Origin of the sequence: Hyphomicrobium sp. LHD-15, from assembly GCF_031157355.1 — a bacterium.
Lineage (GTDB): Bacteria > Pseudomonadota > Alphaproteobacteria > Rhizobiales > Hyphomicrobiaceae > Hyphomicrobium_C.
On sequence record NZ_JAVIFT010000001.1, the window covers coordinates 1457179 to 1481199 of the forward strand.

Annotated in this window: 22 protein-coding genes and 1 pseudogene; 12 read left to right on the forward strand and 11 right to left on the reverse strand. The window is 61.3% G+C overall.

The genetic code is table 11. The features are described from left to right. Positions 1–5 precede the first annotated feature (5 nt). Positions 6–206 carry a hypothetical protein gene (locus tag RCO24_RS06590; RefSeq protein WP_308960816.1) on the forward strand — a complete coding sequence of 67 codons (201 nt, stop codon included), beginning with the start codon at positions 6–8 and terminating at the stop codon, positions 204–206. Positions 207–323: 117 nt separating this feature from the next. After that, entirely contained in the window at positions 324–698 is a 375-nt protein-coding gene (locus RCO24_RS06595; RefSeq protein ID WP_308960817.1) for a DUF962 domain-containing protein, read from the forward strand. A gap of 196 nt (positions 699–894) precedes the next feature. Here the strand turns inward: RCO24_RS06595 and RCO24_RS06600 are convergent, their stop codons facing one another. The 3 genes from RCO24_RS06600 to RCO24_RS06610 all read right to left on the reverse strand — a co-directional run bounded on the left by RCO24_RS06600 (position 895) and on the right by RCO24_RS06610 (position 2948). Beyond that, positions 895–1149 carry a hypothetical protein gene (locus tag RCO24_RS06600; RefSeq protein WP_308960818.1) on the reverse strand — a complete coding sequence of 85 codons (255 nt, stop codon included), beginning with the start codon at positions 1147–1149 and terminating at the stop codon, positions 895–897. A gap of 189 nt (positions 1150–1338) precedes the next feature. Further along, a complete protein-coding gene (locus tag RCO24_RS06605; RefSeq protein ID WP_308960820.1) occupies positions 1339–2742 on the reverse strand; it encodes an AtzE family amidohydrolase in 1404 nt (467 codons plus the stop codon). Next, positions 2739–2948, reverse strand: a complete 210-nt coding sequence (locus RCO24_RS06610) for a DUF4089 domain-containing protein (RefSeq protein WP_308960821.1) — start codon at positions 2946–2948, stop codon at positions 2739–2741. Before RCO24_RS06610 ends, RCO24_RS06605 begins: the two co-directional genes overlap by 4 nt. Positions 2949–3152: 204 nt before the next feature. Between RCO24_RS06610 and RCO24_RS06615 the strand changes: the two genes are divergently transcribed. Then, on the forward strand, positions 3153–3617 hold the full coding sequence (locus RCO24_RS06615) for a hypothetical protein (RefSeq protein WP_308960822.1): 465 nt from the start codon (positions 3153–3155) through the stop codon (positions 3615–3617). A gap of 91 nt (positions 3618–3708) precedes the next feature. Here RCO24_RS06615 and RCO24_RS06620 read toward each other — a convergent pair whose 3' ends face one another. Both RCO24_RS06620 and RCO24_RS06625 read right to left on the reverse strand, forming a co-directional pair. Beyond that, complete coding sequence (locus RCO24_RS06620) at positions 3709–4089, reverse strand: LuxR C-terminal-related transcriptional regulator (RefSeq protein WP_308960823.1); 381 nt, start codon at positions 4087–4089, stop codon at positions 3709–3711. Between the two features lie 335 nt (positions 4090–4424). Then, positions 4425–5738: a porin gene (locus RCO24_RS06625; protein ID WP_308960824.1), complete on the reverse strand. Its 1314-nt coding sequence runs from the start codon at positions 5736–5738 to the stop codon at positions 4425–4427. Positions 5739–6741: 1003 nt separating this feature from the next. Between RCO24_RS06625 and RCO24_RS06630 the strand changes: the two genes are divergently transcribed. The 7 genes from RCO24_RS06630 (at position 6742) to RCO24_RS06660 (ending at position 15841) form a co-directional block, all read left to right on the forward strand. Beyond that, a complete protein-coding gene (locus RCO24_RS06630; protein ID WP_308960826.1) occupies positions 6742–8424 on the forward strand; it encodes a PQQ-binding-like beta-propeller repeat protein in 1683 nt (560 codons plus the stop codon). 79 nt (positions 8425–8503) lie between these two features. Beyond that, entirely contained in the window at positions 8504–8881 is a 378-nt protein-coding gene (locus RCO24_RS06635; protein ID WP_308960828.1) for a cytochrome c, read from the forward strand. Positions 8882–9154: 273 nt separating this feature from the next. Continuing rightward, positions 9155–9700 carry a Twin-arginine translocation pathway signal gene (locus RCO24_RS06640; protein WP_308960830.1) on the forward strand — a complete coding sequence of 182 codons (546 nt, stop codon included), beginning with the start codon at positions 9155–9157 and terminating at the stop codon, positions 9698–9700. A 30-nt stretch (positions 9701–9730) separates the two neighbouring features. Beyond that, entirely contained in the window at positions 9731–11311 is a 1581-nt protein-coding gene (locus RCO24_RS06645) for a GMC family oxidoreductase (protein ID WP_308960832.1), read from the forward strand. A 116-nt stretch (positions 11312–11427) separates the two neighbouring features. Then, positions 11428–12882 carry a dihydrolipoyl dehydrogenase gene (gene lpdA / locus RCO24_RS06650; RefSeq protein ID WP_308960834.1) on the forward strand — a complete coding sequence of 485 codons (1455 nt, stop codon included), beginning with the start codon at positions 11428–11430 and terminating at the stop codon, positions 12880–12882. A gap of 19 nt (positions 12883–12901) precedes the next feature. Next, positions 12902–13483 (forward strand): YbhB/YbcL family Raf kinase inhibitor-like protein, encoded by a 582-nt coding sequence (locus RCO24_RS06655; RefSeq protein WP_308960836.1) that lies wholly within the window; start codon positions 12902–12904, stop codon positions 13481–13483. 411 nt (positions 13484–13894) lie between these two features. Further along, a complete protein-coding gene (locus RCO24_RS06660) occupies positions 13895–15841 on the forward strand; it encodes a sigma-54-dependent Fis family transcriptional regulator (RefSeq protein WP_308960838.1) in 1947 nt (648 codons plus the stop codon). Here RCO24_RS06660 and RCO24_RS06665 read toward each other — a convergent pair. The 5 genes from RCO24_RS06665 to RCO24_RS06685 are packed head-to-tail and all read right to left on the reverse strand — an operon-like array spanning position 15825 to position 19633. Continuing rightward, positions 15825–16583 carry a hypothetical protein gene (locus tag RCO24_RS06665; RefSeq protein WP_308960840.1) on the reverse strand — a complete coding sequence of 253 codons (759 nt, stop codon included), beginning with the start codon at positions 16581–16583 and terminating at the stop codon, positions 15825–15827. The two genes, RCO24_RS06660 and RCO24_RS06665, sit on opposite strands and share 17 nt — an antisense overlap. 3 nt (positions 16584–16586) lie before the next feature. Continuing rightward, positions 16587–17300 carry a 2-oxo acid dehydrogenase subunit E2 gene (locus tag RCO24_RS06670; protein ID WP_308960841.1) on the reverse strand — a complete coding sequence of 238 codons (714 nt, stop codon included), beginning with the start codon at positions 17298–17300 and terminating at the stop codon, positions 16587–16589. 19 nt (positions 17301–17319) lie between these two features. Beyond that, positions 17320–17553, reverse strand: a complete 234-nt coding sequence (locus RCO24_RS06675) for a lipoyl domain-containing protein (RefSeq protein ID WP_308960842.1) — start codon at positions 17551–17553, stop codon at positions 17320–17322. Continuing rightward, positions 17538–18590, reverse strand: a complete 1053-nt coding sequence (locus RCO24_RS06680; protein WP_308960844.1) for an alpha-ketoacid dehydrogenase subunit beta — start codon at positions 18588–18590, stop codon at positions 17538–17540. Before RCO24_RS06680 ends, RCO24_RS06675 begins: the two co-directional genes overlap by 16 nt. A 56-nt stretch (positions 18591–18646) precedes the next feature. After that, complete coding sequence (locus RCO24_RS06685) at positions 18647–19633, reverse strand: thiamine pyrophosphate-dependent dehydrogenase E1 component subunit alpha (protein ID WP_308960846.1); 987 nt, start codon at positions 19631–19633, stop codon at positions 18647–18649. A gap of 839 nt (positions 19634–20472) precedes the next feature. On the opposite strand from RCO24_RS06685, the gene RCO24_RS06690 reads away from it, so the two are divergent. Together RCO24_RS06690 and RCO24_RS06695 are read left to right on the forward strand one after the other, a co-directional pair. Continuing rightward, a complete protein-coding gene (locus tag RCO24_RS06690) occupies positions 20473–22599 on the forward strand; it encodes a PQQ-dependent dehydrogenase, methanol/ethanol family (RefSeq protein WP_308960849.1) in 2127 nt (708 codons plus the stop codon). Positions 22600–22794: 195 nt separating this feature from the next. Beyond that, positions 22795–23763 carry a PQQ-dependent catabolism-associated beta-propeller protein gene (locus RCO24_RS06695; protein WP_308960851.1) on the forward strand — a complete coding sequence of 323 codons (969 nt, stop codon included), beginning with the start codon at positions 22795–22797 and terminating at the stop codon, positions 23761–23763. Between the two features lie 28 nt (positions 23764–23791). Here the strand turns inward: RCO24_RS06695 and RCO24_RS06700 are convergent. Then, positions 23792–24021: pseudogene (locus RCO24_RS06700) on the reverse strand (phosphomethylpyrimidine synthase); the annotation flags it as partial.

Consider the following 24021-nt stretch of genomic DNA (forward strand, 5'->3'; position numbering starts at 1 on the left):
GCCACATGGCCACTGCTCCATCGCTGTCTCACTCTTTCAGCATCGCGAAAGACGGCAAGCATCACGACGCAACTTTCTGCGTCGAGGGCGATATCGTGTCCGTCATTTACTGGGCGCCTGGCGGCGTTACACTTCGGAGATGCACGGGCGCGGAAGAAACCAAGCCCGAAGTCGCAGCCCGGACGCTGCTCAAGGAAATGATCTGACGCGGATTCGCGGCGATCTCTCCTGAACCCGAAGAGCATTTCGATAACGGGGAACACGCGCCTTCGCTCGCGTATTGAGACGTAAGTGCTCGATAGGCAGCTTTCGAAGGGTCGCCCATGACAGACGTACATGCGAAAGAGCCTACCTCGTTCGAAGAGTTCTGGCCCGACTACATCAACGCCCATTCTGATCGCAGGACGCGACTGATGCATTTGGGCGGAACGGCAGTTGGTCTCGGCTGCGCCACGCTTTTTCTTGCGACATGGAAGCCGCAATGGCTGATCGGCGCGGTCGTATCGGCGTACGGCGCAGCTTGGGCCGGGCATGCCATTTTCGAGCGCAACACGCCCGCGACTTTCTCTCATCCGCTGTGGTCGTTGCGGGGGGACTTGCGGATGCTGCGGCTTGCTGCGACGGGCCGCCTCGATCAGGAAGCCGCCGCCCAGCGACAGGCGGCAAACGAGAAAAATCGCATTCCCGAAGGAACATGACGCCCAATACCGCGTTGTTCCTCCGGTGCGCCACTCAGGCCTTCGGTTTTGCCGTGCTTCCTATGGGATCACACTTTTCCGGAGCACTCAGGATGGCGCTGATTACTAGGGGCACTGGCTGGACTCAAACTCCGGCCGGTGCCCCATTGGCTTTTGCGAACGCGTAGTTTGAGAAGATTGGTTTGAGCGGCTTGCTTCAGAAAGTGCTCTGAGGCGGCGCTCGAGATGCGTTTTCGAGCGCATTCAGTTGGCCGATCACGCGCATGCGGATGACGTCACTATCGCATTCACCGGCGCGCGCGAAATCCATGACCAAGCTCGCGACGCGTTCTCTCAACGGGCCATGGTTGGCGCTGAGGTCGATGCCGAGCTCGCGGCATGCGGCCGCGTAAACGTTCTTGAGCTCAGACAGCTCGTCGTCGGTGAAATAGGAATGTGGATCGGGGAGCATGTGGCAACCTCCGTCGGTCACGACAGGCGGGAGCCCAATTGTGGGTGTCTCTCAGTCGGCAACGCCTAGATTTACTCTCCTGCCGATGCGGTAACCTTATCCGACGTGAGAGGATTTGTCGGTAAGAAAGATTACTCTCGATAGGGTGGCGATTGCTGCAGTGCCGCGTCGTTCTCGCTGCGACATACTTCAGTGTGCAGCGCACCACGCAAGACCTACAGCCTTCTCTTGTGTGGGAGCGAGGCGCGCCGCTTCAAGAACTGACGCGACCCGCAGGCACAGATCCTCCCGCCACGGCTTGGAGATGACCTGTACGCCATACGGCATGCGCCCGGCGTGGCGTACGGGAACCGCGGCCACCGGAAGCCCGATGAACGAGATCGGCTGGGTGAAAATACCGATGTTAGCGCGCAGCGGCACTTCGCGGCCGCCGAGCATCATTGTTTTCTGCCCGAGCAGAGGCGCGCTCATGGGCGTCGAGGGAGCGAGCAGGACATCGCACTCCTCGAAAACCTTGTGCATCGCCTCCTCGAACTGACGGCGAAATCGCTGGGCGGCGATGTACCAACTCGCCGGAAGTAGCGCGCCTGCCAGGAAGCGATCGCGCGTGTCGGGGTCGAAATCCTCTGCCTGACGGCGCAGGCGATCCAGATGAAAGGCGCTGCTCTCGGCATTGGTGATCAGGAAGGCCGATGCGCGCGCTCGCGCGCTATCTGGAATGTCGATTACGCGAGAAGTTCCCAACGCCTCGGCCGCGCGATCGACAGCCGCGAGCGCGTCCGGCTCGGCATCCTTACGAAAATAACCGCCGGCAACCGCGATCCTGAGGCCGTCCGCGCCCTTCGCAAGCTCCGGGACGGTCAGCGCGACTGGCCGCTTCGCGCATACCGGATCGCGGTCGTCGGTTCCCTGGACGGCATCGTAGCAGAGAGCGAGATCGCCCGCGGCGCGTGCGAACGGCCCGAGGTGATCGAGGCTTTCGCAGAACGGGAACGAGCCCGTTCGCGGCAGGCGGCCGTAGGTGGGCTTCAATCCATAGAGACCGCAGAATGCCGACGGAACGCGAATGGAGCCGTTGGTATCGGAGCCGAGCGAGACCGGCACGAAGCCGGCCGCGACCGCGGCGGCGGATCCGCCCGACATGCGGGTGGGATCAAGCGGATTGCGGGCGGGACCGTAGTGGGCGTTCTCACCGGTGAAGTCGTAGGCATATTCGCCCATGTTGAGCGCGCCGAGCAGGACAGCGCCCGCCGCGGTCATACGTTGGATCAGCACGGCATCGGCTGTGGCGGGCGGATGGGCCCGATTGATCTTCGATCCAGCGAGCGTGGGAATTCCTTCGACGTCGTAGAGGTTCTTTACGCCGAACGGTACGCCCGCCAATGGGCCTAGCGGCTCGCCGTTGCGGCGGCGCTTGTCGACGGCTTCAGCTTCCACGAGCGCGCGCTTGGCGGTGACCTCGGTGAAGGCGCCGATATGGGCGTCCTTCTCCGCAATGAGATCCAAGGCCCGGCGCGTGACCTCGACGGCCGAGATGTCTCCGTTGGTGACAGCGGTGGCGATCTCGCGGGCGGTTGTCGGCGGTGTCGTCATTCGGCGTCTCTGGGCTCGAACACCGGGGCCTGCTCGGAGTCCGTCAAGGCGCCGCTCGCGGCGACGAATGCGGCCATGTCCTTTGCGACAGCAAAGAAGCGGGCCACGTTTTCCATCCACTCGGGCTTGATGGTCAGGCCGAGCGTTTCGGCTGTCGCGGAGATGTAGGCCGCGTTTTCATCGGATGTTGGGTCGCCGGATGCCATGGAGCCTCGAACGCGTTTCCGTTTCGGCCGGAGCGTAGCCGCGCCGGATAAGTGGGCCAAGGGGTAACTGGACGCAGTGTCGTCATAGGCGGAGCTCGGACGGGCCCGGTTCGCATGCTCTTTGCTTCGCCGGTGGGCGACCGGGGCTGTGTTGCTGAAGCAAACCGTTTATGGATTATTCCGAGAATTCTCAGGAGGCGCGCGATGGTGGTCACGGAAGACGATTACATCTCCGAAATCAGAAAGGCCGCTGACGGAGAGATCCAAGGCGAGGTGATCTTCAAGGCACTGGCCGAGATCGCGGGCGAGGAACATCGTCACAAGCTCGATCTGCTGGCTGCGCTCGAGGCGCGAACGACTGCGGAACTCGAGGCCTTGATCGCGCGCTATGGAATTGCGCTCAGTGATACCAACGTGGCCGAGGGCGAGGCGTTCGCAAGGAAGTACGCCGGCAAGACGTATCGCGAAATTCTGGAGGACTGGGCGAAATGGATTCCCGATTACGTCGCCCTTTACGATCGCCTCGCCGACGGCGCGCGCCCTTCTGACAAGAAGGCGCTCGATTTCCTGGCTGCCCACGAGCGGGCGATAGATCGGTTCATCGGCCTCGAGCTTGCGGGCAAAACCGATGACGCAGTCGCGGTGCTGTCGTCGCTCCTCGAGAAATAGTATCGCGCCCTTCGATGTAGATTTTTGATCGTGACTTATTGAGCGTGACGGGCCGCGAGCCAAGCCGCGGCCCCGTTACCTCGGGACGGCTTCAGAAGGTCGAAGCGCCACTTCCCAAACGATAGCCCAGCTGTGAGAGCAGCGGGTTGCCGCCGAGAAAATCGATATCGATCTGGTGATCCGTCGGGATGCATTTATCCGCAGGCACGCGGCGGCGCCCGACGATGTCGTCGATCTTCAGCTGGTTCTGAAGGCACAAGGCGACGAGCGCGGCTTGCGTCCGATTGGTGCAGGACAGCGCACTGAGAATCTGGGTCATGTGAGACTTGATCGAGCTCTCGGTCAGGCCGAGAGCGGCGCCGATCACCTTGTTCTGATACCCGAGAGAGAGGAGGAACAAGATGCGCTTCTGCTGTGGGGTCAGGTTGCGCGCGGCGGTGAGAATTTCGCGATTTTGCTCAAGGTATGTCATTCAGTCTTCCTTTGTGGGCAGTGAGATCAACGGCTGCGGCGAACGCATTGCGAACCGCAGCCCAGACGGAGACACTCGGTGTCGGGGCTCATGTCGATGTCTGAAGCTCACGCTCTCGATCGCGTGCTTTCGGGGCCGAAACGGCGAGCAAAACTGCCCGACGGCACGGCGCCGCATTCCAGGAAAAACGGAGGGCAGCGCGATTGGGAAAGCGCTGCCCTTCGGTCGTCGCACCTTGGGTAGAAACGTGTCGGAGAAAAATGTGAGGGAACGTCAGGCTGCCTCTGGAAGAGGTTCATCATGCAGCCAAGCGCTCCCTCACGCTCCCCCAAACCTTAGAAGAACACCGCTGCACCGAGGGCATAGATGTGGAGGTCTTCGAAATCCTCCTTGCCCTTGACGCCATCGGCCGTGAAGTCGACATCCGCGCTGTAGTTCTTGTACTTGAGCCAAATCGCCATCGATGCGGCATCGATTTCCTGGACGACGCCGAAGCCGAACCGGCGGAACGTCGAGCCCGTCGGATCAACGGAAGCGGCGACACCGCAAGCCGTATCGATGTTGCCACCGGTGCCTGCGAAACCATCGCAGATATCGGTGACGCCGCTGAAGACCGCGCCGCCGGTAAGGCCGCTGAACATATCGTCGTCCTGGCCGTACTCACCGTAGAACACGGTCTTGCCGAGGCCGTTCAGCCCGGCGCGGACACCTGCCTTCAGATAGAGCTGGTTGGTCTCCTTGGCGCCCTCAGGGGTCTCGTGTCCCCAGTGGACGCTGCCGAACAGACCCGTGGGCTCATGCAGGAACGCGAAGTTGACCTGGAAAAGCTCGGAGTCCGTGGTCGTGTTGATGCGCTTGGACGTATTGTCCTGATAGGAGATGCCCGTTGCGGTCTTGAAAGAACCGAACTGGCCGGCGTGGCGGAGCGCGACGTCCCAGAAATCGTCCTCGCCCCATGAGGTCGAGAGCACGAACCCGTTCCAGGTCGGCGTATCGTAACGCACGCTGTTGGTGCGATCGCCGCCGCAGTCTGCGAAGATGCCGACGCCGACCGTGTAGCAGGTCGCGACATCACCCCAGCGGGCCTTCGCCCGCGTGCCTGTGCCCTCCGGGACGAGCTGGAAGTTCTGACCGTCGAAGATCACGAGGTTTGCGGCGAAGATGCTGCCGGCGCCGGAAAGATCAACCCAGGTATCGTCTGACGCCTGGCTTTGGCGACCTACCGAGACGCGGCCGAGACGCTCACTCTTCAGCCACCAATACGAGTTGAGGCTGCCCGGCGGGCCGCTTCCTCCGTTGGCGTTGTTGGCATCCTGAACGAAGCCGTTCGCTCCGGTAATGTCGAGACGCACGCTATAGCCAGCAGACCATTCCGCGTCGATCTTCGCGCTGCCGTCGAAATGCAAACGGTCGCCGAGATCGTTCAAGCTGGTGCCGACGTAGGCATCCGACTCGATGCTGTCATCCCATCCCATGACCTGCTGGGTCACCCAACCAGAGATCGTCAACGAGACCTTGCGGTTTCCCTTGCGAGCCGTCGTCGCCTCAAGCTCGGCAACGCGTTCCTCCAGGTCGGCGCAGCAATCTCCGCCGAGATCCGCCGATTTGGCGGTATCGATACCAAAGCACAACCCGGCTGATGCAATCAAAGCGCATAAAACCCGGTTTTTCACTCCCCCGTTCATCGTGTTAGGCCCTTTCCCGTCGTAGTCTTCTAGTTTCCTTATTGTTGTCTTTTCGATCGGACGCCAAAGGTTCAAAAACCCCCGTCTCACGCTTTGGCGCTCCCGCTTCGAAGACCTTTTACGCTTCTGTCCTTGGGCATTGGCTTGGTTGGCCAATTCCAGGTATGCCGGCACCCGATTTCATCCGGTCGCTGATGTTGTGAGCAAGGGCTGTGCCAATCGAGCACACCCCACGGTCCGGCGACCGTTCCGGGAATATCTCCCGCAACGATTCTGCATTCGGTGGCAACAAGAACTTGAGTTAAAACAATGGAGTGCGGCGCAACCCGGTGTCGCACCCGTTTCCGCGACCCGTCGCAAACCGTGGCCATCACGCAACACTGAACGCTGCACTCGACGGTTTACCGGCATGCCGGTAAGGACGTAGATCCCGCCCCGTTCGGACAAGCGAAAACCCCGTGCGACAATTGTCGCGCGACGCTTTCTGGCGTCGGCTCGCCGCCCTGCCCGGGCGGTTTTTTCGGCAGCGCCTAATGCGGCCTAATTAAATGGGCTGGAGTCGCATTTTGAATGGAAATTCCATTTCTTTCTATCAAAGCGCCCGAGCAGAAATTCCGAAGCGGCCGACCTGGCAGTTCGCAGGCTCTTCCGAGTCCCGATCTTTTCAGGAACTTCGTCTTTCTGTTTATTTTCCTCCGCCCGCAGATGTTCCTCACTGCGGACGCGCGCTGTACGCCTTTCGTCGTCGGAGTTCGACGTTCTGGCGGTGATTTCGCTTGAGCATGCGACAATAGTAACGCGTCACATGACGCATCTTCCTTCCCGTGTAGTTATGGAAATACTGTGTGGGAAAAGCAGAAATAAGGGGTAGGACAAACTCCCGGGTCTTGGCACAGAGCCTGCATCGATCGATGCCGTCAAGTCATGGCGAAGTGTTTGCCCGATGGCGGGCGACGGGGAGAGAAACATGCTCAAAAGAATGGAGCCGAAGCGCTCCTGGTCAAGCATCGTGGGCGGGGCAGCACTTGTCTTGCTGAGTGCTGGAGCCGCAAGCGCTGAAGGCAAAGGGCCCGGGTTCGACGATCCGAACAACTGGCCGCAGTATCACCGCAGTCCGAATGCCTGGCGGTTCAGCCCGCTGGACCAGATCAACAAGGACAACGTGAAGAAGCTGCACATCTCGTGGATCCATCAGCCCGGGGTGATCACGCATGGTCTTCAGGCGACGCCGATCGTCATCGACGGCGTGATGTACACGATCGCTGCCGACAACAACGTGTTCGCCTTGGATGCGGCGACCGGAGCGGTCATCTGGCGCTACACGGCGAAGCTCGATCCGATCGTCAAGCAGGTCTTCTACCAGTCCGCCAGCCGCGGCGTAACCGTCGGCAGGGGCAAGGTCTTCATCGGCTCGCTGGACGGCCGCTTCATCGCGCTGGACCAGAAGACCGGCAAGGAGCTTTGGTCGACCCAACTGACAAACATGAAGAACGAGTACGGCGCTCTGTTCTCGTCGCCGCCCCAGCTGGCCGGCGACATCCTGTTCGGAGGCACGACCGGCGGCGATCAGCCGATCATCGGCAAGATCTTTGCGGTCAACGCCGATACCGGCGAGCGAGCCTGGACCTTCGACATCCCGAAGGACGATCCCAAGAGCTGGCCGGGCGATAGCCGCAATGTGGGCGGCGGCTCAGCGTGGCTGCCGGGAACCTACGATCCTTCGACCGATACGATCTACATCGGCACGAGCAATGCTGCTCCCGACTTCAATCGCGAGGGGCGCGAAGGCGACAATCTCTACACGGCAACCGTGCTGGCGCTCGAGCCGAAGACGGGCAAGATCAAATGGCACCGGCAGGAAGTCCCCAACGATACCTGGGACTTCGACTCGGCCTACGAGGCGCTACTCGTACCCGATGGCAAGGGCTCGCAATCCCTCGTTCATCTCAACAAAAACGGCTTTGTCTACGTGATGAACAAGGACAACGGCGACATCAAGAACGTGTGGCAGTACACCGAGAACATGAACTGGGCGAAGGGCGTCGATCCGAAGACTGGTATCCCGATCGAGCCGAACTTCCCCGAGACCGACAAGACCAAGCTGCACTGCCCGAACTTGCTCGGCGCACGCAGCTGGAACCACGGCTCGTATAACCCGGGTACGAAACTCTGGTACTCGCACGGCATGGAGGTCTGCAATCACGTCACCAGCGCCAAGCAGGAAAAGCCTGCCGGCGTGGGATCGCTTTCGCTCGGACTTGCGGACATCAAGCTGACGGACCCGCCGGGTAAGAAGGCCGACGGCTGGCTCGCCGCATTCGATCCGCTGACCGGCAAGGAATCCTGGAAGGTTCGCTTCGACATGCCGCCGCTGAGCTCGGTTCTCTCGACCGCAGGTGGCTTGGTGTTCACGGGCGACATGTACGGCAATCTCTACGCCTACGACGCGGATAACGGCAAGGAGCTGTGGAAGTTCAATGCCGGCTCGGGCGCGCGTGGCGGGCCGGTGAGCTACGCGGTCAATGGCAAGCAGTACATCGCCATTCCGACCGGACTCGGCTCTCACGCACCCGGCTTCCTCAGCGGCGCATTCCCGAAGATCAAGGATCTTCCGGGCGGCGCAGCACTGCTCGTATTCACGGTGGACTAACACCTGCTAGCATCTGACGGCCGCCGAGACATAAGCCTTGGCGGCCGTTTCCATTTCTTAGTCTGGGGATCACGGATAGATGAACCGTCAAGGCCTGCGCTTCGCACTGATCTGCATGATGACCTCGGTGTTTCTGGATCATTCGGCGTTTGCAGATGATGCCGGCGCGATCACCGCTCCTTTCGACCTGTCCGATCCGGCGAGAATTGAAACCGGCAAGAAGCGCTTCGGGGCGAACTGCGCTGCGTACTGCCACGGCTCCGAGGGCGAAGGCGGCAAGACGCCGAGCTTCAAGGGCAACACCCATTTCACTCCGGCGGACGCGCACAAGACAATCACCGAGGGACGTACCGGATCGGATGTGATGCCGCCTTGGGGCGAAACCTTCACACCAGAGCAGATCTGGGAGCTTGTCGCTTATCTGAACTATTTGTCCAAGCAGCCCGCTTCCCACTGAAGCGTTTGCATGCGTCCGTGCCAGGCTCACGTCACAGCCCCGGCCGGACCTGATCTCCGAGCTCCTAAATCTTCTCCGGTGTCCGGCAGGATGCGACAGGTGCCGCATCGGCAGCGCGGATGTCGCGCACCGATGAGATGACGGCGCCCCGAAAACCGGGGTCTTCCGCGGTTTCAGATTTTCTTCCGTTGGCACGCAATTTGCGGAACTTACGTCAGCCGTCACAAGAGCCTCGGTTCAGAGGCCAACAACCGACGGCATCGGGAGGACACTATGTACAATCCACCAATGCAGGTCGGAGCGTCTGCGGCCGCGAGGACTGAAGTCACGCGCCGTCGTCTGCTCCAATCGATGATGCTCGTCACCGCCGCACTAGCCCTTCCGGCGCTTCCGCCGGGCGCTCTCGCGGCTCCGCTGAATGCGGACCAGAAAACAACCTTGCTCCGCGTTGCGCGCGACATCTACCCCCACGATGACCTTCTGGACGATGCACCTTATCAGGCGGTGCTCGACGCCATCCTCGTCGAAGCGGAAAGCTCGCCCGAGGTCGCGGATCTTCTGAGTAAGGGCCTCGCGGATCTCGAGCAGCGCGCGCAGCACATCTACAAAGCCAACTACATCGCGATTTCCAAACCGGAGGAGAGAGAAGGCGTTCTCCGAACCATCGAGCTCACGGACTTCTTCCAGAAGATCAAGGGCGGCCTGCTGATGGGGCTCTACAATAACAAAACCCTGTGGCCGAAGTTCGGATACGACGGGTCGTCCTGGGAGACCGGCGGCTTCATCGACAAGGGCTTCGACAAAATCGACTGGTTCTAACGCCGGCTCAATCTCCTCGGGGGGAAACTCATGACTGCTAAATTCGATCTCAACGACGACAGCCTCGTCGTCATCGTCGGCTCCGGCGCGGGCGGCGGTACGATGGCCAACGAACTTGCCCAGAAGGGCGTGAAATGCGTCGTGCTGGAAGCAGGCAACAAGCTCAGCCTGGACGACATCGAGAACGACGAATGGGCGATGTTCTCCAAGATCTCGTGGCTCGACAAACGCTTCTCCGCCGGCGGCTGGCATGGCGCGCGGAACCATCCCAACCTCCCCGCCTGGATCGTAAAAGGTCTTGGCGGCTCGACAGTGCACTGGGCCGGCGTTTCGATCCGCTTCCAGGAGCACGAGTTCAAGATGAAGACGACCAACGGAGAGGTCGTCGGGGCGAACGTCATCGATTGGCCGATTACGCTGGCGGAACTCTCGCCCTACTACGACAAGGCCGAGCTGAAGATGGGCACCACCGGAGAGGTAACCGGAATGCCCCACCTTCCCTGGAGCGCGGACTTCAAGGTGCTGGCCGAAGGCGCGCGCCGGATCGGCTACTCGAAAATCACCGCGGGCCCGATGTCGATCAACTCGGTTGAGCGAGACGATCGCCCGGCCTGCCAGCAGATCGGGTTCTGCATGCAGGGCTGCAAGCTCGGTGCGAAGTGGTCGACGCTCTACACCGAATTGCCCAAGGCGCAGGCGACCGGCAACTGCGAAGTCCGCACCAACTGCATGGTGCTGATGATCGAGCACGACAAGACCGGCAAGGTGACCGGCGTGGTGTACGCGGACGCCGAGGGCAAAACGCAGAGACAGAAAGCCAGGGTCGTCTGCGTGGCGGGCAACTCCATCGAGTCGCCCCGGCTGCTCCTGAACTCGGCTTCGAACATGTTTCCGAACGGGCTTGCCAACTCGTCGGGGCAAGTGGGCCGGAACTACATGACGCACATGACAGCGGGCGTTTACGCGGTCATGCCCGGCGAAGTTCACATGAACCGCGGCACGGCGGTCGCCGGCATCGTCCGAGATGAAGCGCACAACGATCCGAAGCGAGGTTTCGTTGCCGGCTACACGATCGAGAAGCTGGCTCTCGGGCTCGGGTTCCTCTCGGCGTTTCTGGTCCCTGGCCCGACTGGCTGGGGGCGCAAAGTGTCGGGCGCGCTCGAGAAGTACAAGTACATGTCGGGGGTGTGGATCTGCGGCGAGGACCTGGCGCAGGAGCAGAACCGCATCGAGCTGCATCCGACCGAGAAGGATCAGTACGGATTGCCTGCGCCTGTCGTTTACAAGACCGACCACCCGAACGACACCAACATGCGCAACCACTCCTATCAGCAGATGGAAAAGATCTACAACGCGCTCGGGTCGACGGAGATCTATAACCTGCCTGCCTATCCGGCGAGCCACAACATGGGCACCAATCGCATGAGCGAAAAGCCGCGCGATGGTGTCTTGAACAAGTGGGGCCAATCCCACGACATCAAGAACCTCTTCGTTTCTGACGGTAGCCAGTTCACGGGCAGCGGCTCGCCGAACCCGACGTTGACGATTGTCGCGTTGGCCATCCGTCAGGCCGAGTATCTCGCTGGAGAAATGCAGCGCGGTCACGTCTGATCCCTTCCGCCGTCGATCATCCGCGGTGCCTCCTCGTGGGGCCCGCCATTTCTCCAGAGAGGAGCCTCGCGGCGGCCATTCCGCGAGGCTCGTAATTTCCCACCAAAAAGGACACGATGGACAACGCAGTCTACGATGTAATCGTCATTGGCGCCGGACCTGGAGGCTACGTGACGGCGATACGCGGCGCGCAGCTCGGGCTCAAGTGCGCGATCGTCGAGCGGGAGCACCTCGGCGGCATCTGCCTCAACTGGGGCTGTATTCCGACCAAGGCGTTGCTCCGCACGGCGGAAGTTTTCCATCTCGCCTCCCGCGCCAAGGATTTCGGCCTCAAGGCGGACGGGCTCAGCTACGATCCGGCCGCCGTCATTCAACGCTCGCGATCGATCTCGGCGCAGCTCAACACGGGCGTCGGCTTTCTGCTCAAGAAGAACAAGGTGGATGTCATCTGGGGAGAGGCCTCGGTCACGCGGGCGCCCAGCGCCGTTGCGGGCGAAGTTACAGTCCACCCGACCGCGAAACCGGCCGTTCAGCCGCAACATCCCGCACCCAAGGCCGTCCTCGGGCCCGGCACCTATCAAGCGCGCCACATCATCGTCGCGACCGGCGCACGGCCACGCGTGCTGCCTGGCCTCGAACCGGACGGCGATCGCATCTGGACCTATTTCGAGGCGTTGAACCCACCGTCCATTCCGAAATCCATGATCGTCGTCGGATCGGGCGCGATCGGAATCGAGTTCGCCAGCTTTTATCGGACACTCGGTGTCGACGTCACGGTGGTCGAGGTGCTGCCGCAGATTTTGCCGGCCGAAGACGCGGAGATCGCCGCATTTGCCCGCAAGCAGTTCGAAAAATCCGGGATCAAGATCCTGACCGATGCGCGCGTCGCCTCGGTTGCGAAGGACCCGGACGGGATACGCGCGACGGTGATCAACAAAGATGCCACGCAGGAGCTTTCTGCGGAGCGGCTGCTTTCGGCTGTCGGCGTCGTCGGCAACACGGAGAACCTTGGCCTCGAAGCTCTCGGAATCGAACTCAGGAACGGAACGATCGCCACGCAGGCGCTCGGGCGCACCAATGTTCCCGGTATTTACGCCATCGGTGATGTGGCCGGTCCACCCATGCTCGCTCACAAGGCGGAGCATGAAGGTGTCGCCTGCATCGAGGCGATTGCCGGGCGTCCGGCTCATGCGATTGCGAAGGACAGAATTCCGGGCTGCACCTACTGCCATCCGCAGATCGCCAGTGTCGGCTTGACGGAAGCGCGCGCACGAGAGGCCGGTATCGAGATTCTGGTTGGCCGCTTCCCGTTTCGAGGGAACGGGAAGGCCATCGCGTTGGGCGAGACCGAGGGTCTCGTCAAGACGATCTTCGATGCCGGGAACGGACGTTTGATCGGCGCGCACATGTGCGGCGCGGAGGTGACGGAGCTAATCCAGGGTTTTGTGATCGCCATGCAGTGCGGCGCGACGCAACGCGACCTGGGCTGGACGATCTTTCCGCATCCGACCTTGTCGGAAATGATGCACGAAAGCGCGCTGTCCGCGGCCGGTCAGGCCATCCACATCTAGCCATCCACGGAGAACACCTATGATCAATTTCAAAGCGACAGCGCTGGCGGCGGCGTTCTTGGCAACGAGTGGTTTCATCGCCACCGCTGTCAGCGTGCCACTGGTTGCACCGCCGACCGGCACCGATAAGCCGCTCGCGCTTGACAGCCCGACGTTCAAGGAAGGCGAGCCGATCAGCAACGACCACTTCTGGAACAACTTCGGATGCAGCGGCGGCAACAAGCTGCCGGATCTCGCTTGGGACGCGGGGCCGGAGGGAACGCAAAGCTATGCGATCACCTTCTACGACCATGACGCCCCGACCGGCAGCGGCTTTTGGCATTGGGTCGTCTACAACATTCCATCCGACGTAAGATCGATCAAGGGAGGCGTCTTGCCTGCCGGTACGGTCGAAGGGAATACCGATCTCGGAAAGCCCGGCTTCTTCGGTCCCTGCCCGCCCAAAGGCAGAAAGCACCGCTACACCTTCACCGTGCATGCGCTGAAAACGCCGAAGCTCGATATCGACAAGAGCGCCACAGCCGCGCTGGCCGGCTTCTTCATCTATCAGAACACGCTGGCGACGGGCGAGCTCAACGGCTACGGCGGACCACGAGAGTAGCTTTCACAAAGCTCAGCTCTTTCGAGATCTGTTACGGCCGGCATGATCAAACCCGGACATGCCGGCCGGCTTGCCGTTAACCCAGCCGCGCTTTTTTTCGAGGAGTGGCTGCCCAGTGACGTTGCGTGTCGGCCCGCGATGGTTGCCGCTCTAGCTGTCGCGACGTGCCCTTCTAGAATGGATGCTTGTCATCTCACTCTAGCAAATCGAATTTCCGACAAGCCATTTCGGACTAGGACTGACGATATCCAAGCGACGTCGCGCGCGCCGCTCTGCGGAGGCTGCGAACTGCTTAATCTTGCGCTCGTAATGTCATCGATCTGCGACAAACTCGCCTTGCTTGTCTGCATGACTAATGGCAAGCTCCGTGCCAGGAAACGCTTAAAGAACAACCAATAGAGATATCTGGCGATGTCCCAGAATCCGTCGCGGTTTGCCGGGCAGCCGCCTGGTGGCGAGGTCATCCAAGCTTCCTGGAACCGTTGTGTCCAGGAGTATGGTCTTGACGCGACCATGCGTCGGGATGTCGAGCGCGTCACGGATCAGAATATCCGTGAGCTGCGTTCGCGGATGGAAGAGATCATCTTCGAATCCGATGCAACCGTCGCACACTTGAGGCATGTCGCACGTGACGCCGACTACTGCCTGCTGCTCAGCGACGCGACCGGTATCGTTATCCAAGGCTACGCCGACTCGTCCGCCAGCCGTGAGCTGGTTCATGAGGGCCTCGCGACAGGTTCGCGATGGAACGAGAACATGGTCGGCACCAACGGCATCGGTACGTGCATCGTGTCACGTCGGCCAGTTACTGTCGCTGGTGCGGCTCACTACAATCAGTCCTTGAGAGGGTTCACCTGCACGGCAGCGCCGATCTTCGCGCCCGATGGCCGCGTCGCTGCGGTTCTGGATTTCTCCGGGCGGTCCGTTGCCAATAGTTCGGAGTGCTCGTTCGCGCACCACATCGTGCGCGAGGCCGCCGCGAGCATCAGCACAACGCTCTTCCGGAAGTGCCACCAGAACAGCTGCATCGTTGCGCTTTCGCGCGAGCCGGAGTCGATGCCACTGGCATTGAATGCGCTCATTGCAACCGATGAATCAGGCCGCTTGCTGGGAGCTACGCAAGAGGCGCTTTCCTTTCTAGGCGTGGCCGAGCTTTCCGATTTGGGCGGACTGCACATCCAGGATCTTTGGCGCGTTTCGCTTGACGACCTCAAGCCTCTGGCTTCGCACAACGTCAAGTTCAACGGCACCGACGGCACCGACCTCTACGTGACGACCTTCCTTCCGAAGAAGAAGGCGCTGCGTTCCGGCCCTGCCGTTTCGAGCCAGCAAACGGCGAAGTCGCGCGGCAGCGGAAAATCCGTGCCGCTCGCGCTCGACCGCGTCGCAGGCAGCGATCCGAAGATGCGCCACAACGTGGATCTTTGCAGAAAGCTTCTGGACCGCGACATCTCGCTTCTGCTGCTCGGCGAGACGGGCGTCGGCAAGGACACCTTTGCCAAGGCTATTCACCTCGAGAGCAACCGGGCCGCCAAACCCTACGTTGCCGTCAACTGCGCCGCGATCCCCGAAACGCTGCTCGCGAGCGAGCTGTTCGGCTACGCGCCCGGCACCTTCACCGGAGGCCTGAAGGCGGGCCGCGTCGGAAAGATCGTCGCCAGCAACGGGGGAACGCTGTTCCTGGACGAGATCGGCGACATGCCGACCGACCTACAGGCTCATCTCCTCCGCGTACTCGAGGAGCGTGAGGTTTCCCCGCTCGGCGCGACCGAGCCAATCTCCGTGGATGTGAGAATCATTTGCGCGACCCATCGCGACCTGCCGCACCTCGTCGAGGCCGGGCGGTTTCGGCGAGATCTTTACTACCGCATCAAAGGCGCGCAGATCGTTATCTCTCCGTTGCGGGAGCGGGCCGACATTCTCGAACTGGTGGCGCGGATCCTCGAGGACGAACTTGGCTCCGACGCCGAGAAGATCAACCTATCGGCGGAGGTGCAGGATCTTTTTCGCAAGTACCGCTGGCCGGGCAATCTGCGCGAATTGAAGAACGTGATCCGCTGGATCCTATCGGTTCACAACGATCACGAGATCACAGTCGACCACATTCCTGAAGAGCTGCTGACCTCGACCTCCGCGAAGGCCGACGCCTCGCGTTACATGGGACAGATCGCGAGCGCTCCTCCGAGCGCGACCTTGGAGCTCGCTTACGAACGCGTCGAACAAGAGAAAATCATGGACGCTCTCAAGGCGACCAAATGGTGCATCACTACCGCCGCGCAGGGGCTCGGCATCAGCCGGGCGACCTTGCACCGGAAGATCCGCAAGTACGGGATCGTCTCTCCTAACCAGCAGGACTAAGTGCGGGCGTTGATTGCTGCGCGAGATAATCGCTCAGGCGCTGCGAGAGGCCGTGCGCGCTTGTTTGCGCTGTCTTCAGAAGCATAGCCAACGACGTATGCCGGGCCGTGTCCACCTCGCGGGACTCTCCGCAGAGACGATAGAACAGGTTCGTCGCGGCTATGCTGCGATCGATGTCCGGATCCGCTAGGATTGCCGCATGTGCCAACACGGCAACGGCCGGATCGCCGTCACAGGTGCGCGTGAGCCGCCAACGCTGCGCCGTCCCCGCCAGCTTCCGGCCACCGACCACGATGTTGAAAGCGCCATCACAGAAAGCACCCGGCACGCTCGACAAATAGGCGTCGATGCCGACCGTGCGCAGGAATGCGACGAGCGGCTCGCAGAACTGCTGGTAGGTGGCGCGAATGCTCAGATCGGCCGTGCGAGGGAGCACGAATGCGGCCGACGCGTTGATGATGCCCGGTGATTGGGGTGTCACGTCGCCGCCGGTGTCGCGGACGTAGACCGGCCATCCGCGGGCCAACATCTCACGGGACGCCACATGAAAACCCGCCGCATTCGCGGTTTGCGACGGGACGATGAGCGCCTGATGCGTTCTCCAGACGGCCCAGTCGCAGCCAAATCCGCGCAAGGCCGCCGCGTCGAGCAGCCGCCTTTCGAGGGACTGCGCGGTGGTGAAATCCAGGAGCGGAGCCTCAGGCTCCGCTGCCAACACCGGATCCTCGAAACTGGCTAGCACGGACTACTCGATCTTGAACTGTTCGATGGCCTGGCAAAGATCGGTCAGGAAGTTTGCGGCGGGGGCGCCGTTGACGGCGCGGTGATCGAACGTGAGCGAAAGTCCCATCACCGGACGGGCCTCAATGCGTCCTTCACCGACGACCCAGGGGCGCAATCCTGCCTCGCCGATGCCCAGGATCGCGACCTGCGGCATGTTCAGGATTGGCGTGAAGTAGCGCACACGTGACAGGCCGATATTGGACAGGGTGAAGGTGCCGGCCGTCATCTCCTTCACCGATAGCTTGTTGATACGCGCGCGCTCGACGAGATCGCGGCGGGCGACGATTCTCTCCTCCAACGACATCCGATCCGCATTCAAGATCGTGGGCGCCACAAGGAGATCGCCGGGCAACGCGATCGCGCAAGAGATATTCATCGCGGACTTCACCCGGATGGCGTTCTCTTCGAGCGTCGCATTGAGGCTCGGGTGTTTGCGCAGCGAAGAGACAACGGCGTGAACCAAAAGATCCTCGACGGACGCCTTCAGGCCCCGCTCCGCCAGTTGTGCCTTCGCCGCGTTGAGGGCCGTCGCATCGCATTCGGCGATGTGGGTCAACTGAGCCGAGGTCGAAATGCTTTCCTTCATTTTCGACGCGATCATCCCTCTCATCCCGGTGAGCGGAATGATGCGGTCGGGGATCTCCGCGTCGGCGCGAGGTTGTATTTCAGTCGTCACGGCTCAGTTCCTCGTCGAATTATGAGATTGTTGCGATCGAGCCGCCCTTTGCGACGACGGCTTCCACCGGAAGCCCTATCTTGATGGTGCCGGCGCCCGGAGAACGGATCTCGTACTGGACCTTTTCGACCATGATCTCCGCGATCAACTGGCCCTCCGAGACGTTGGCGCCGTCGGAGACGAGCCAGCTCGTGATGGCAGCCTCTGCGTCCTCTTCCCAAAGATCAGTTGGGATCTTTACATCCACCGCCATCCGCGACGTCCTTTCATTTTTTCGTAGGCTTCGATGATCTTCTCGGGGTTCGGCAGAGCGAACTGCTCCATCGGCCGAGTGAACGGAATTGGAATATCCGGATAGGCGACGCGCTGAGGCGCGGCTTTGAGAACGGAAAGATCGCGTTCGACAATGCTGGCGATGATCTCGCCGGTCATGCCGTAGCTCTGATAGTCCTCGTCGACGACGATCAGCTTGCCGGTCTTGGCGACCGACGCGAACACGGTCTCGCGATCGAGAGGGACGAGCGTCCGCAGGTCCACGACCTCGGCGCTCACGCCCTGGGTCGCCAGCTTCTCGGCAGCCTTGAGCGCATTGTGGACGCCCATCGCCACGCCGACGATGGTGACGTCCTTGCCTTCACGCACGATCGCCGCCTTGCCGAACGGAATCGTGTAGCTTTCTTCCGGAACATTGACCGTGGCCGCGGGCTCGGTGCCGAGCCAGCCCATACCCTGAAGCCCCTTGTGGTACATGTAGATCACGGGGTTTTCGTCGCGGATCGCCGTGGTCATGAGACCCTTGGCGTCGTAGGCGTTGCTCGGGGCTACGACCTTCATTCCGGGAAGATGCGCGAAGGTTCCGTAGAGGCATTGGGAGTGCTGTCCGGCATCCGAATAGCCGCCGCCCGTCGAGGTCATGAGCACCACGGGCACCTTGACCGTGCCACCCGAGAAGTAGGTGTTCTTAGCCATCGAGTTGTAAATCGCGTCGAAGCAGACGCCGAAGAAGTCGACGAACATCAGCTCGACGATGGGGCGCATGCCGTCGGACGCGGCGCCAACGGCTGCGCCCATGAATGCCGTTTCCGAAATCGGCGTATCGCGCACGCGCTCGGCGCCGAACTCATCGAACAGGCCGCGGGTGTTGCCGAACACGCCGCCGAGCGGTCCGACGTCCTCGCCCATTACGAAGACCCGCGGATCGATCCGCATCTCCTGGGCAATCGATTCAGCCATAGCGCGCGCGATCGTCAGCCGGCGCTCGTTGACCGCAGCAGCAGCTACGGAAGACATGGGCGTTCTCCTGTAATTTTTTGGTTACGTCGTTTCTGAACCAGCTGGCGCGCTCGTCAGGCGAACACCTTGTCCAGCGCTTCTTCCGGCGCCGGGTAATCGCTTTCGCGTGCAAACTTGATCGCCTCGTCCACCCTGCCGCGGGCCCTCGCCATGATCGCGCCGTTGTCGTCATCGCTCAGGCCATCCTCGGCTTGCAGACGCCGGGCAAGCGCGGGGATCGGATCCCTGGCTCGCAAGGCGTCGAGCTCGCCTTTCGGACGGTACGCCTCGGCGTCGCCCATGAAGTGCCCGGCGAGACGATCGGTTTCGATATCCAGGAGCGTCGGTCCCCCGCCGCTTCTGGCGCGTGCAATGGCCTCACCCGCGGCGGAGTAGATCGCGATGGGATCGTTTCCGGGGATCAGATGACCGGGCATGCCGTAGGCCTGGGCCCGCATGGCGTTGTTCGGCACCGCGGTGGACGTCGCCTTGGCGACGGAAATGCCCCATGCGTTATCTTCGACGACGAAGATCACCGGGAGCTTCCATACCGCGGCCAGATTGAGCGCTTCGTGGAAAGCGCCCTGATTGGCGGCGCCCTCACCGATATAGGCGACCGCAACGCCTTCCTTGCCTTGCAGCTTGCGCGAGAGCGCGGCGCCGACCGCCGGTCCCATGCCCTGCCCGATGATGCCCGAGCAGCTGAAGTTCACATCGGGATCGAAGATGTGCATGTGGCCGCCGCGGCCACCGCTCAAACCGGTTTTCTTTCCGAAGATCTCCGCCGCCATCCTCTTCAGATCGACGCCCTTGGCGATGGCGACGTGGTGAGGGCGATGGGTGGAGGTGACGACATCCTTCGGTGTCAGGTGCGCGCACACGCCGACGGCACAAGGCTCCTGTCCGTTGGAGAGATGCATCTCTCCCGGAATCGGTCCCTTGGCCATATTGAAAACCGGCTTCTTGCCCTCAAGATAAATCGCTTCAATTGTTTCTTCGAAGTATCGGCTGACGAGCATGGTCTCGTACATCCATACTTTTTGATCGCGTGTCGGAAGCAAGTTTATCCTCCCCGAAAACTATTTTTTATTCGCGCGACAATCGCGGCTTGGATCTCTGTCAGCCTGTCTCTCGCGTGCAGATGTGTAGACGCATTGTTCGTGCCAGAGCATTGCGCGGGGACTAAAGCCTTGACGGACGGCGGGAAACGTCGGCGCCATTGGGCAATCCGGGGCGCGGCACGTCTCGTCCTTGCGACATGCGTCGCATGCGCGGCGCGACAAAGGGGCGACTGAAAATCAGTGAAACGACGCGGCGGGAAATAAGAGACTCCGCGCCGAAAAACTTTCCTGTGCCGCGTTGATTGAGCTCTCTTTCCGGCGCGCGACGCGGTATCTCAATCTCGAAACGACATCTCTCGCGATGGTGCGATGCATCATGCGCGCGGCGTGCGAAATGCGCATCGGAGTGCGTTCGCAACATGTGGAGCAGCACCGCGACAAATGCTTGCTGCGTGATCGCCGGATTCGCACGGAAACGCTCTAGTTCGTGTTTGGCATGAGCCTTGCCCCGATAATCCCGGCAACGAGAGAACGGGCCGCCCTAACAGGCGAGCCTGCATGCTGGAGGAAACGAGATGAGGCACTACGTGCCGCGACTGCTCAGACCCCTGCCTATCGAAGGCAGCGGGGGTTTCGCCGTTGGATGCGATCCGGGCCTGATACGATCTGGCCAAAGGTAATTCGCATGGGGGCGGTTCCACGCTGCTCGCAGGGCCTCGCATATCCTGGCGATCGGATGGAGTGGTCAGGACTCGCGGCTGCGCCAGTAACGAGACCTCCCCAATAAAAAACGGAACGAAAAGTCTTAGGACAGGAAACACCCTGAGGAGGGGACAAGGATGAAGGCGGACAGATTGAGGCGTATTGCCGGTACAGCGATGATGCTGGCCGTGGCCAGTACGTTCTCCGGTTTTTGGAACGACGCTTCGGCCGATACCGTGGTCGATGACGCTGCGCTGGCCGATCCGGCGCAGAAAGACAATTGGCTGGCCTATGGACGCGATCATAGCGAGCAGAGGTTCAGCCCGCTCGACCAGATCAATGCCGAAAACGTCGGAAAGACGGGTCTGGCCTGGTCGCTTCCGCTGCCGGAAGATCGTGCGCTCGTGGGAACTCCTCTCGTCGTCGATGGTGTCCTGTATTTCACCGGTAGCTACAGCGTCGCACGCGCGGTCGACGCGAAGACAGGAAAGCTGATCTGGGAATACGACCCCGAGACGCTGAAGCATGCCGGCGACCGCGCCCGCATGATGTGGGGCTGGAGCCGAGGCCTGACGTTCTATAAAGGCAAGGTGATCATCGCGACGGCCGACGGCCGCCTCATCGCGCTGGACGCGAAAACCGGCTCGCCGGTCTGGACCACGCAGACATTCGATCCGAAGCTGCCGCTTCATATCAGTGGCGCTCCGAAGGCGTTCCGCGATCTGGTGATCATCGGCAACGGCGGTTCCGAGCAAGGTGGCGGGCGCGGCTTCATCACCGCTTATCACGTCGACACCGGCAAGGAGGCCTGGAAGTTCTATGTCGTTCCCGGCAACCCTGCCGACGGCTTCGAGGACAAAGCACAGGAGATGGCGGCCAAGACCTGGACCGGCGAGTGGTGGAAGATCGGCGGCGGCGGCCAGACCTGGAACGCGTTCACCTATGACGCAGAGTACGATCAAATTCTGATCGGAACCGGCAACGGCGGTCCCTGGAACCAGAAACTCCGCAGCCCGCAAGGCGGCGACAACCTCTTCCTCTGCTCGATCGTCGCTCTCGATGCGAAGACCGGATCGTACAAGTGGCACTATCAGACAACGCCGGGAGAGACCTGGGATTATACCTCCACGATGGACATCGTCCTCGCGGACCTCGAGCTGAAGGCCGGCGAGGGCAAAAAGAAAGTGCTGATGCACGCGCCCAAGAACGGCTTCTTCTACGTTCTTGACCGCAAGGACGGAAAGCTGCTCTCGGCGGAGCCTATCGCAAAAGTCACCTGGGCGACCGGCATCGACATGAAAACCGGCCGACCGATCGAGGCGGAAGGCGCACGCTACGAGGGCAAGCCCGTCACGATCTACCCGAGCGTGTTCGGTGCCCATTCGTGGCATGCGATGTCGTACAATCCGAACACCGGGCTGGTCTACATTCCGAAGATGGAATTGGCGACCCGTTGGGACGACTCGACCATCGACTTCAATTCCTGGAAGAAGCCGTCGTTTCAGATCGACGTCGGCGTGGATGTGGGCCTCGGCAACGACATTCCGAAGGACGCCGGCACCAGCTCTTTGCTCGCCTGGGATCCGGTGAAGCAGAAGAAGGCCTGGGAGATCCCGCAACCCAACTACTGGAACGCGGGCACGCTGACCACGGCGGGAAATCTCGTGTTCCAAGGCCAGATCGACGGCAAGTTCGCAGCCTATGACGCGCGTGACGGCAAGGAGCTCTGGGCGGTCAACGCGGGGAGCGGCATCAGCGCGCCTCCGATCACCTATTCCGTCGATGGGACCCAGTACGTTTCGGTCCTGGTCGGGTTCGGCGGTGCTGCTGTCGCGTACGGCGGCGGAAGCTCGATGGCTCAATACGGATGGGGATACCGCGCGCAACAGCGTCAGCTGCTGACGTTTGCCGTCGGTGCCGACAAGCCCATGCCCGTGGTTGGCGAGCGCACCTTCGCGAAGGTTCTGACGCCCACCGACTTCACGCCCGACGACAAGCTGGTCGACAAGGGACAGCATGTCTACAAGGCGTCCTGCGCGTGGTGCCATGGCGCCGGTGCGGTCTCGGGCGGTTACACGCCTGACCTTCGTGCGTCCGAGGCTGTCGTGCATACCGAGCAGTTCAAGACCATCGTCCAGGGCGGTGCTCTCTCGACCAACGGTATGCCGAGGTTCAAGAACCTCTCCGACGACGACCTGACGGCGTTGCAAAACTTCATCAGAAAGCGGGCGCTGGAGGCTGCGCAACAGCCGCCAAGCAACTGATCGCTACGCCCGATCGGCTCAAGACGTTGTGCAAGCGCTGACTAGCGCTTGCACACCTCCGATGGCGAGAAGCAGCGCACATCTTCGCGCCTCCCGGCGTAGAGAATCCGTTTTCGTGAATCGGTTTCGCGATGCGGACGGCAGTCGCGCGCCTCTCGCCACCTCATTCACAGCCCAATTCGAATGGACTGGAACATGCGGATCCAAGCCGGACTTGTCGCCCTCGGGCTCCTGACGTGTGCGCCTTCAACGATCAAAGCCCACGAAGTTTTCGTGAGCAACGAGCAGGACAACACCATCTCCGTTATCAATATCGACAAGATGGAGGTTGTGCATACCTTGCGCGTGGGGCAGCGCCCGCGCGGCCTCAAACTTTCTCCCGACGGGAAAAAGCTCTTTCTTTGCGCGAGCGACAGCAACGCCATTCAGGAGTTCGACGCGCATACCTACGAACACGTCCGCGATTTCGACAACATCGACGATCCGGAGCAACTGGCTGTCGCAAGCGATGGCCTCCGCCTTTACACGGCAAACGAGGACAGTGCGGCCGTGACGGCCATAGACGTGCAAACCCGCGAGGTTCTGGGGCGTGTGGACGTCGGCGTCGAGCCTGAAGGCATTGCCGTATCGCCGGACGGAAAAATTGTTGCGGTGACCTCAGAGACTAGCAACATGGTGCATCTCATCGATGCCGCGACGCTCAAGATCGCCGACAACGTCCTTGTCGGCGCGCGTCCGCGTCATGCAGAATTTTCCGCCGACGGCAAGAAGCTCTGGGTTTCATCCGAGATTGCGGGAACGGTTTCCGTCATCGACGTTGCGACACGCGCGATCGAGAGAACGGTCACCTTCGAGGTGCCCGGCGTCACCAAAAATCTCATAACGCCGGTCGGAATTCGCCTCACGAAGGATGGGAAAAACGCATTCGTCGCATTGGGGTCTGCCAATCGCGTCGCGGTCGTGGATGCACAGTCCGGCGTGGTCAAGAAATATATTTTGGTGGGCATCCGGGTTTGGCATCTCGAACTCACCCGAGACGACAAACTGCTGGTCACGACAAATGGCGGCTCCAACGACGTCACCATGATCGATGTGGCGTCGCTGTCTGCCGTCAAATCCATTCGGGTCGGACGATACCCCTGGGGCGCCGCCGCCCGACCCTAGTCGGCTGCGCTTCCAGCGCGTATGCCGATCAGGGTTTGTCGATGTAGATCTGGTTGCCCAGTTCGCGGAATTTTTCGCTCATCTCACGCATGCCCGCTTCGCGGACGGGGGCGTCCTTGCCGGCTTGCGGGTCGGAATTAGGATCTATCCGCGTCGTCTCCTCGGCGAACTCAACGGCCGCTTCATTCAGCCTCGAGGCGTAGTCGCGGACTTCGCGGGTGATCTCCATCGAGCAGAACTTCGGCCCGCACATCGAGC

What these genes read in the sequence shown, in the direction of transcription:
- RCO24_RS06590 (WP_308960816.1), top strand. Translation starts at nt 6, where the DNA reads ATGGCCACTGCTCCATCGCTGTCTCACTCTTTCAGCATCGCGAAAGAC.
- RCO24_RS06595 (WP_308960817.1), top strand. Translation starts at nt 324, where the DNA reads ATGACAGACGTACATGCGAAAGAGCCTACCTCGTTCGAAGAGTTCTGG.
- RCO24_RS06600 (WP_308960818.1), bottom strand. Translation starts at nt 1,149, where the DNA reads ATGCTCCCCGATCCACATTCCTATTTCACCGACGACGAGCTGTCTGAG.
- RCO24_RS06605 (WP_308960820.1), bottom strand. Translation starts at nt 2,742, where the DNA reads ATGACGACACCGCCGACAACCGCCCGCGAGATCGCCACCGCTGTCACC.
- RCO24_RS06610 (WP_308960821.1), bottom strand. Translation starts at nt 2,948, where the DNA reads ATGGCATCCGGCGACCCAACATCCGATGAAAACGCGGCCTACATCTCC.
- RCO24_RS06615 (WP_308960822.1), top strand. Translation starts at nt 3,153, where the DNA reads ATGGTGGTCACGGAAGACGATTACATCTCCGAAATCAGAAAGGCCGCT.
- RCO24_RS06620 (WP_308960823.1), bottom strand. Translation starts at nt 4,089, where the DNA reads ATGACATACCTTGAGCAAAATCGCGAAATTCTCACCGCCGCGCGCAAC.
- RCO24_RS06630 (WP_308960826.1), top strand. Translation starts at nt 6,742, where the DNA reads ATGCTCAAAAGAATGGAGCCGAAGCGCTCCTGGTCAAGCATCGTGGGC.
- RCO24_RS06635 (WP_308960828.1), top strand. Translation starts at nt 8,504, where the DNA reads ATGAACCGTCAAGGCCTGCGCTTCGCACTGATCTGCATGATGACCTCG.
- RCO24_RS06640 (WP_308960830.1), top strand. Translation starts at nt 9,155, where the DNA reads ATGTACAATCCACCAATGCAGGTCGGAGCGTCTGCGGCCGCGAGGACT.
- RCO24_RS06645 (WP_308960832.1), top strand. Translation starts at nt 9,731, where the DNA reads ATGACTGCTAAATTCGATCTCAACGACGACAGCCTCGTCGTCATCGTC.
- lpdA (WP_308960834.1), top strand. Translation starts at nt 11,428, where the DNA reads ATGGACAACGCAGTCTACGATGTAATCGTCATTGGCGCCGGACCTGGA.
- RCO24_RS06655 (WP_308960836.1), top strand. Translation starts at nt 12,902, where the DNA reads ATGATCAATTTCAAAGCGACAGCGCTGGCGGCGGCGTTCTTGGCAACG.
- RCO24_RS06660 (WP_308960838.1), top strand. Translation starts at nt 13,895, where the DNA reads ATGTCCCAGAATCCGTCGCGGTTTGCCGGGCAGCCGCCTGGTGGCGAG.
- RCO24_RS06675 (WP_308960842.1), bottom strand. Translation starts at nt 17,553, where the DNA reads ATGGCGGTGGATGTAAAGATCCCAACTGATCTTTGGGAAGAGGACGCA.
- RCO24_RS06680 (WP_308960844.1), bottom strand. Translation starts at nt 18,590, where the DNA reads ATGTCTTCCGTAGCTGCTGCTGCGGTCAACGAGCGCCGGCTGACGATC.
- RCO24_RS06690 (WP_308960849.1), top strand. Translation starts at nt 20,473, where the DNA reads ATGAAGGCGGACAGATTGAGGCGTATTGCCGGTACAGCGATGATGCTG.
- RCO24_RS06695 (WP_308960851.1), top strand. Translation starts at nt 22,795, where the DNA reads ATGCGGATCCAAGCCGGACTTGTCGCCCTCGGGCTCCTGACGTGTGCG.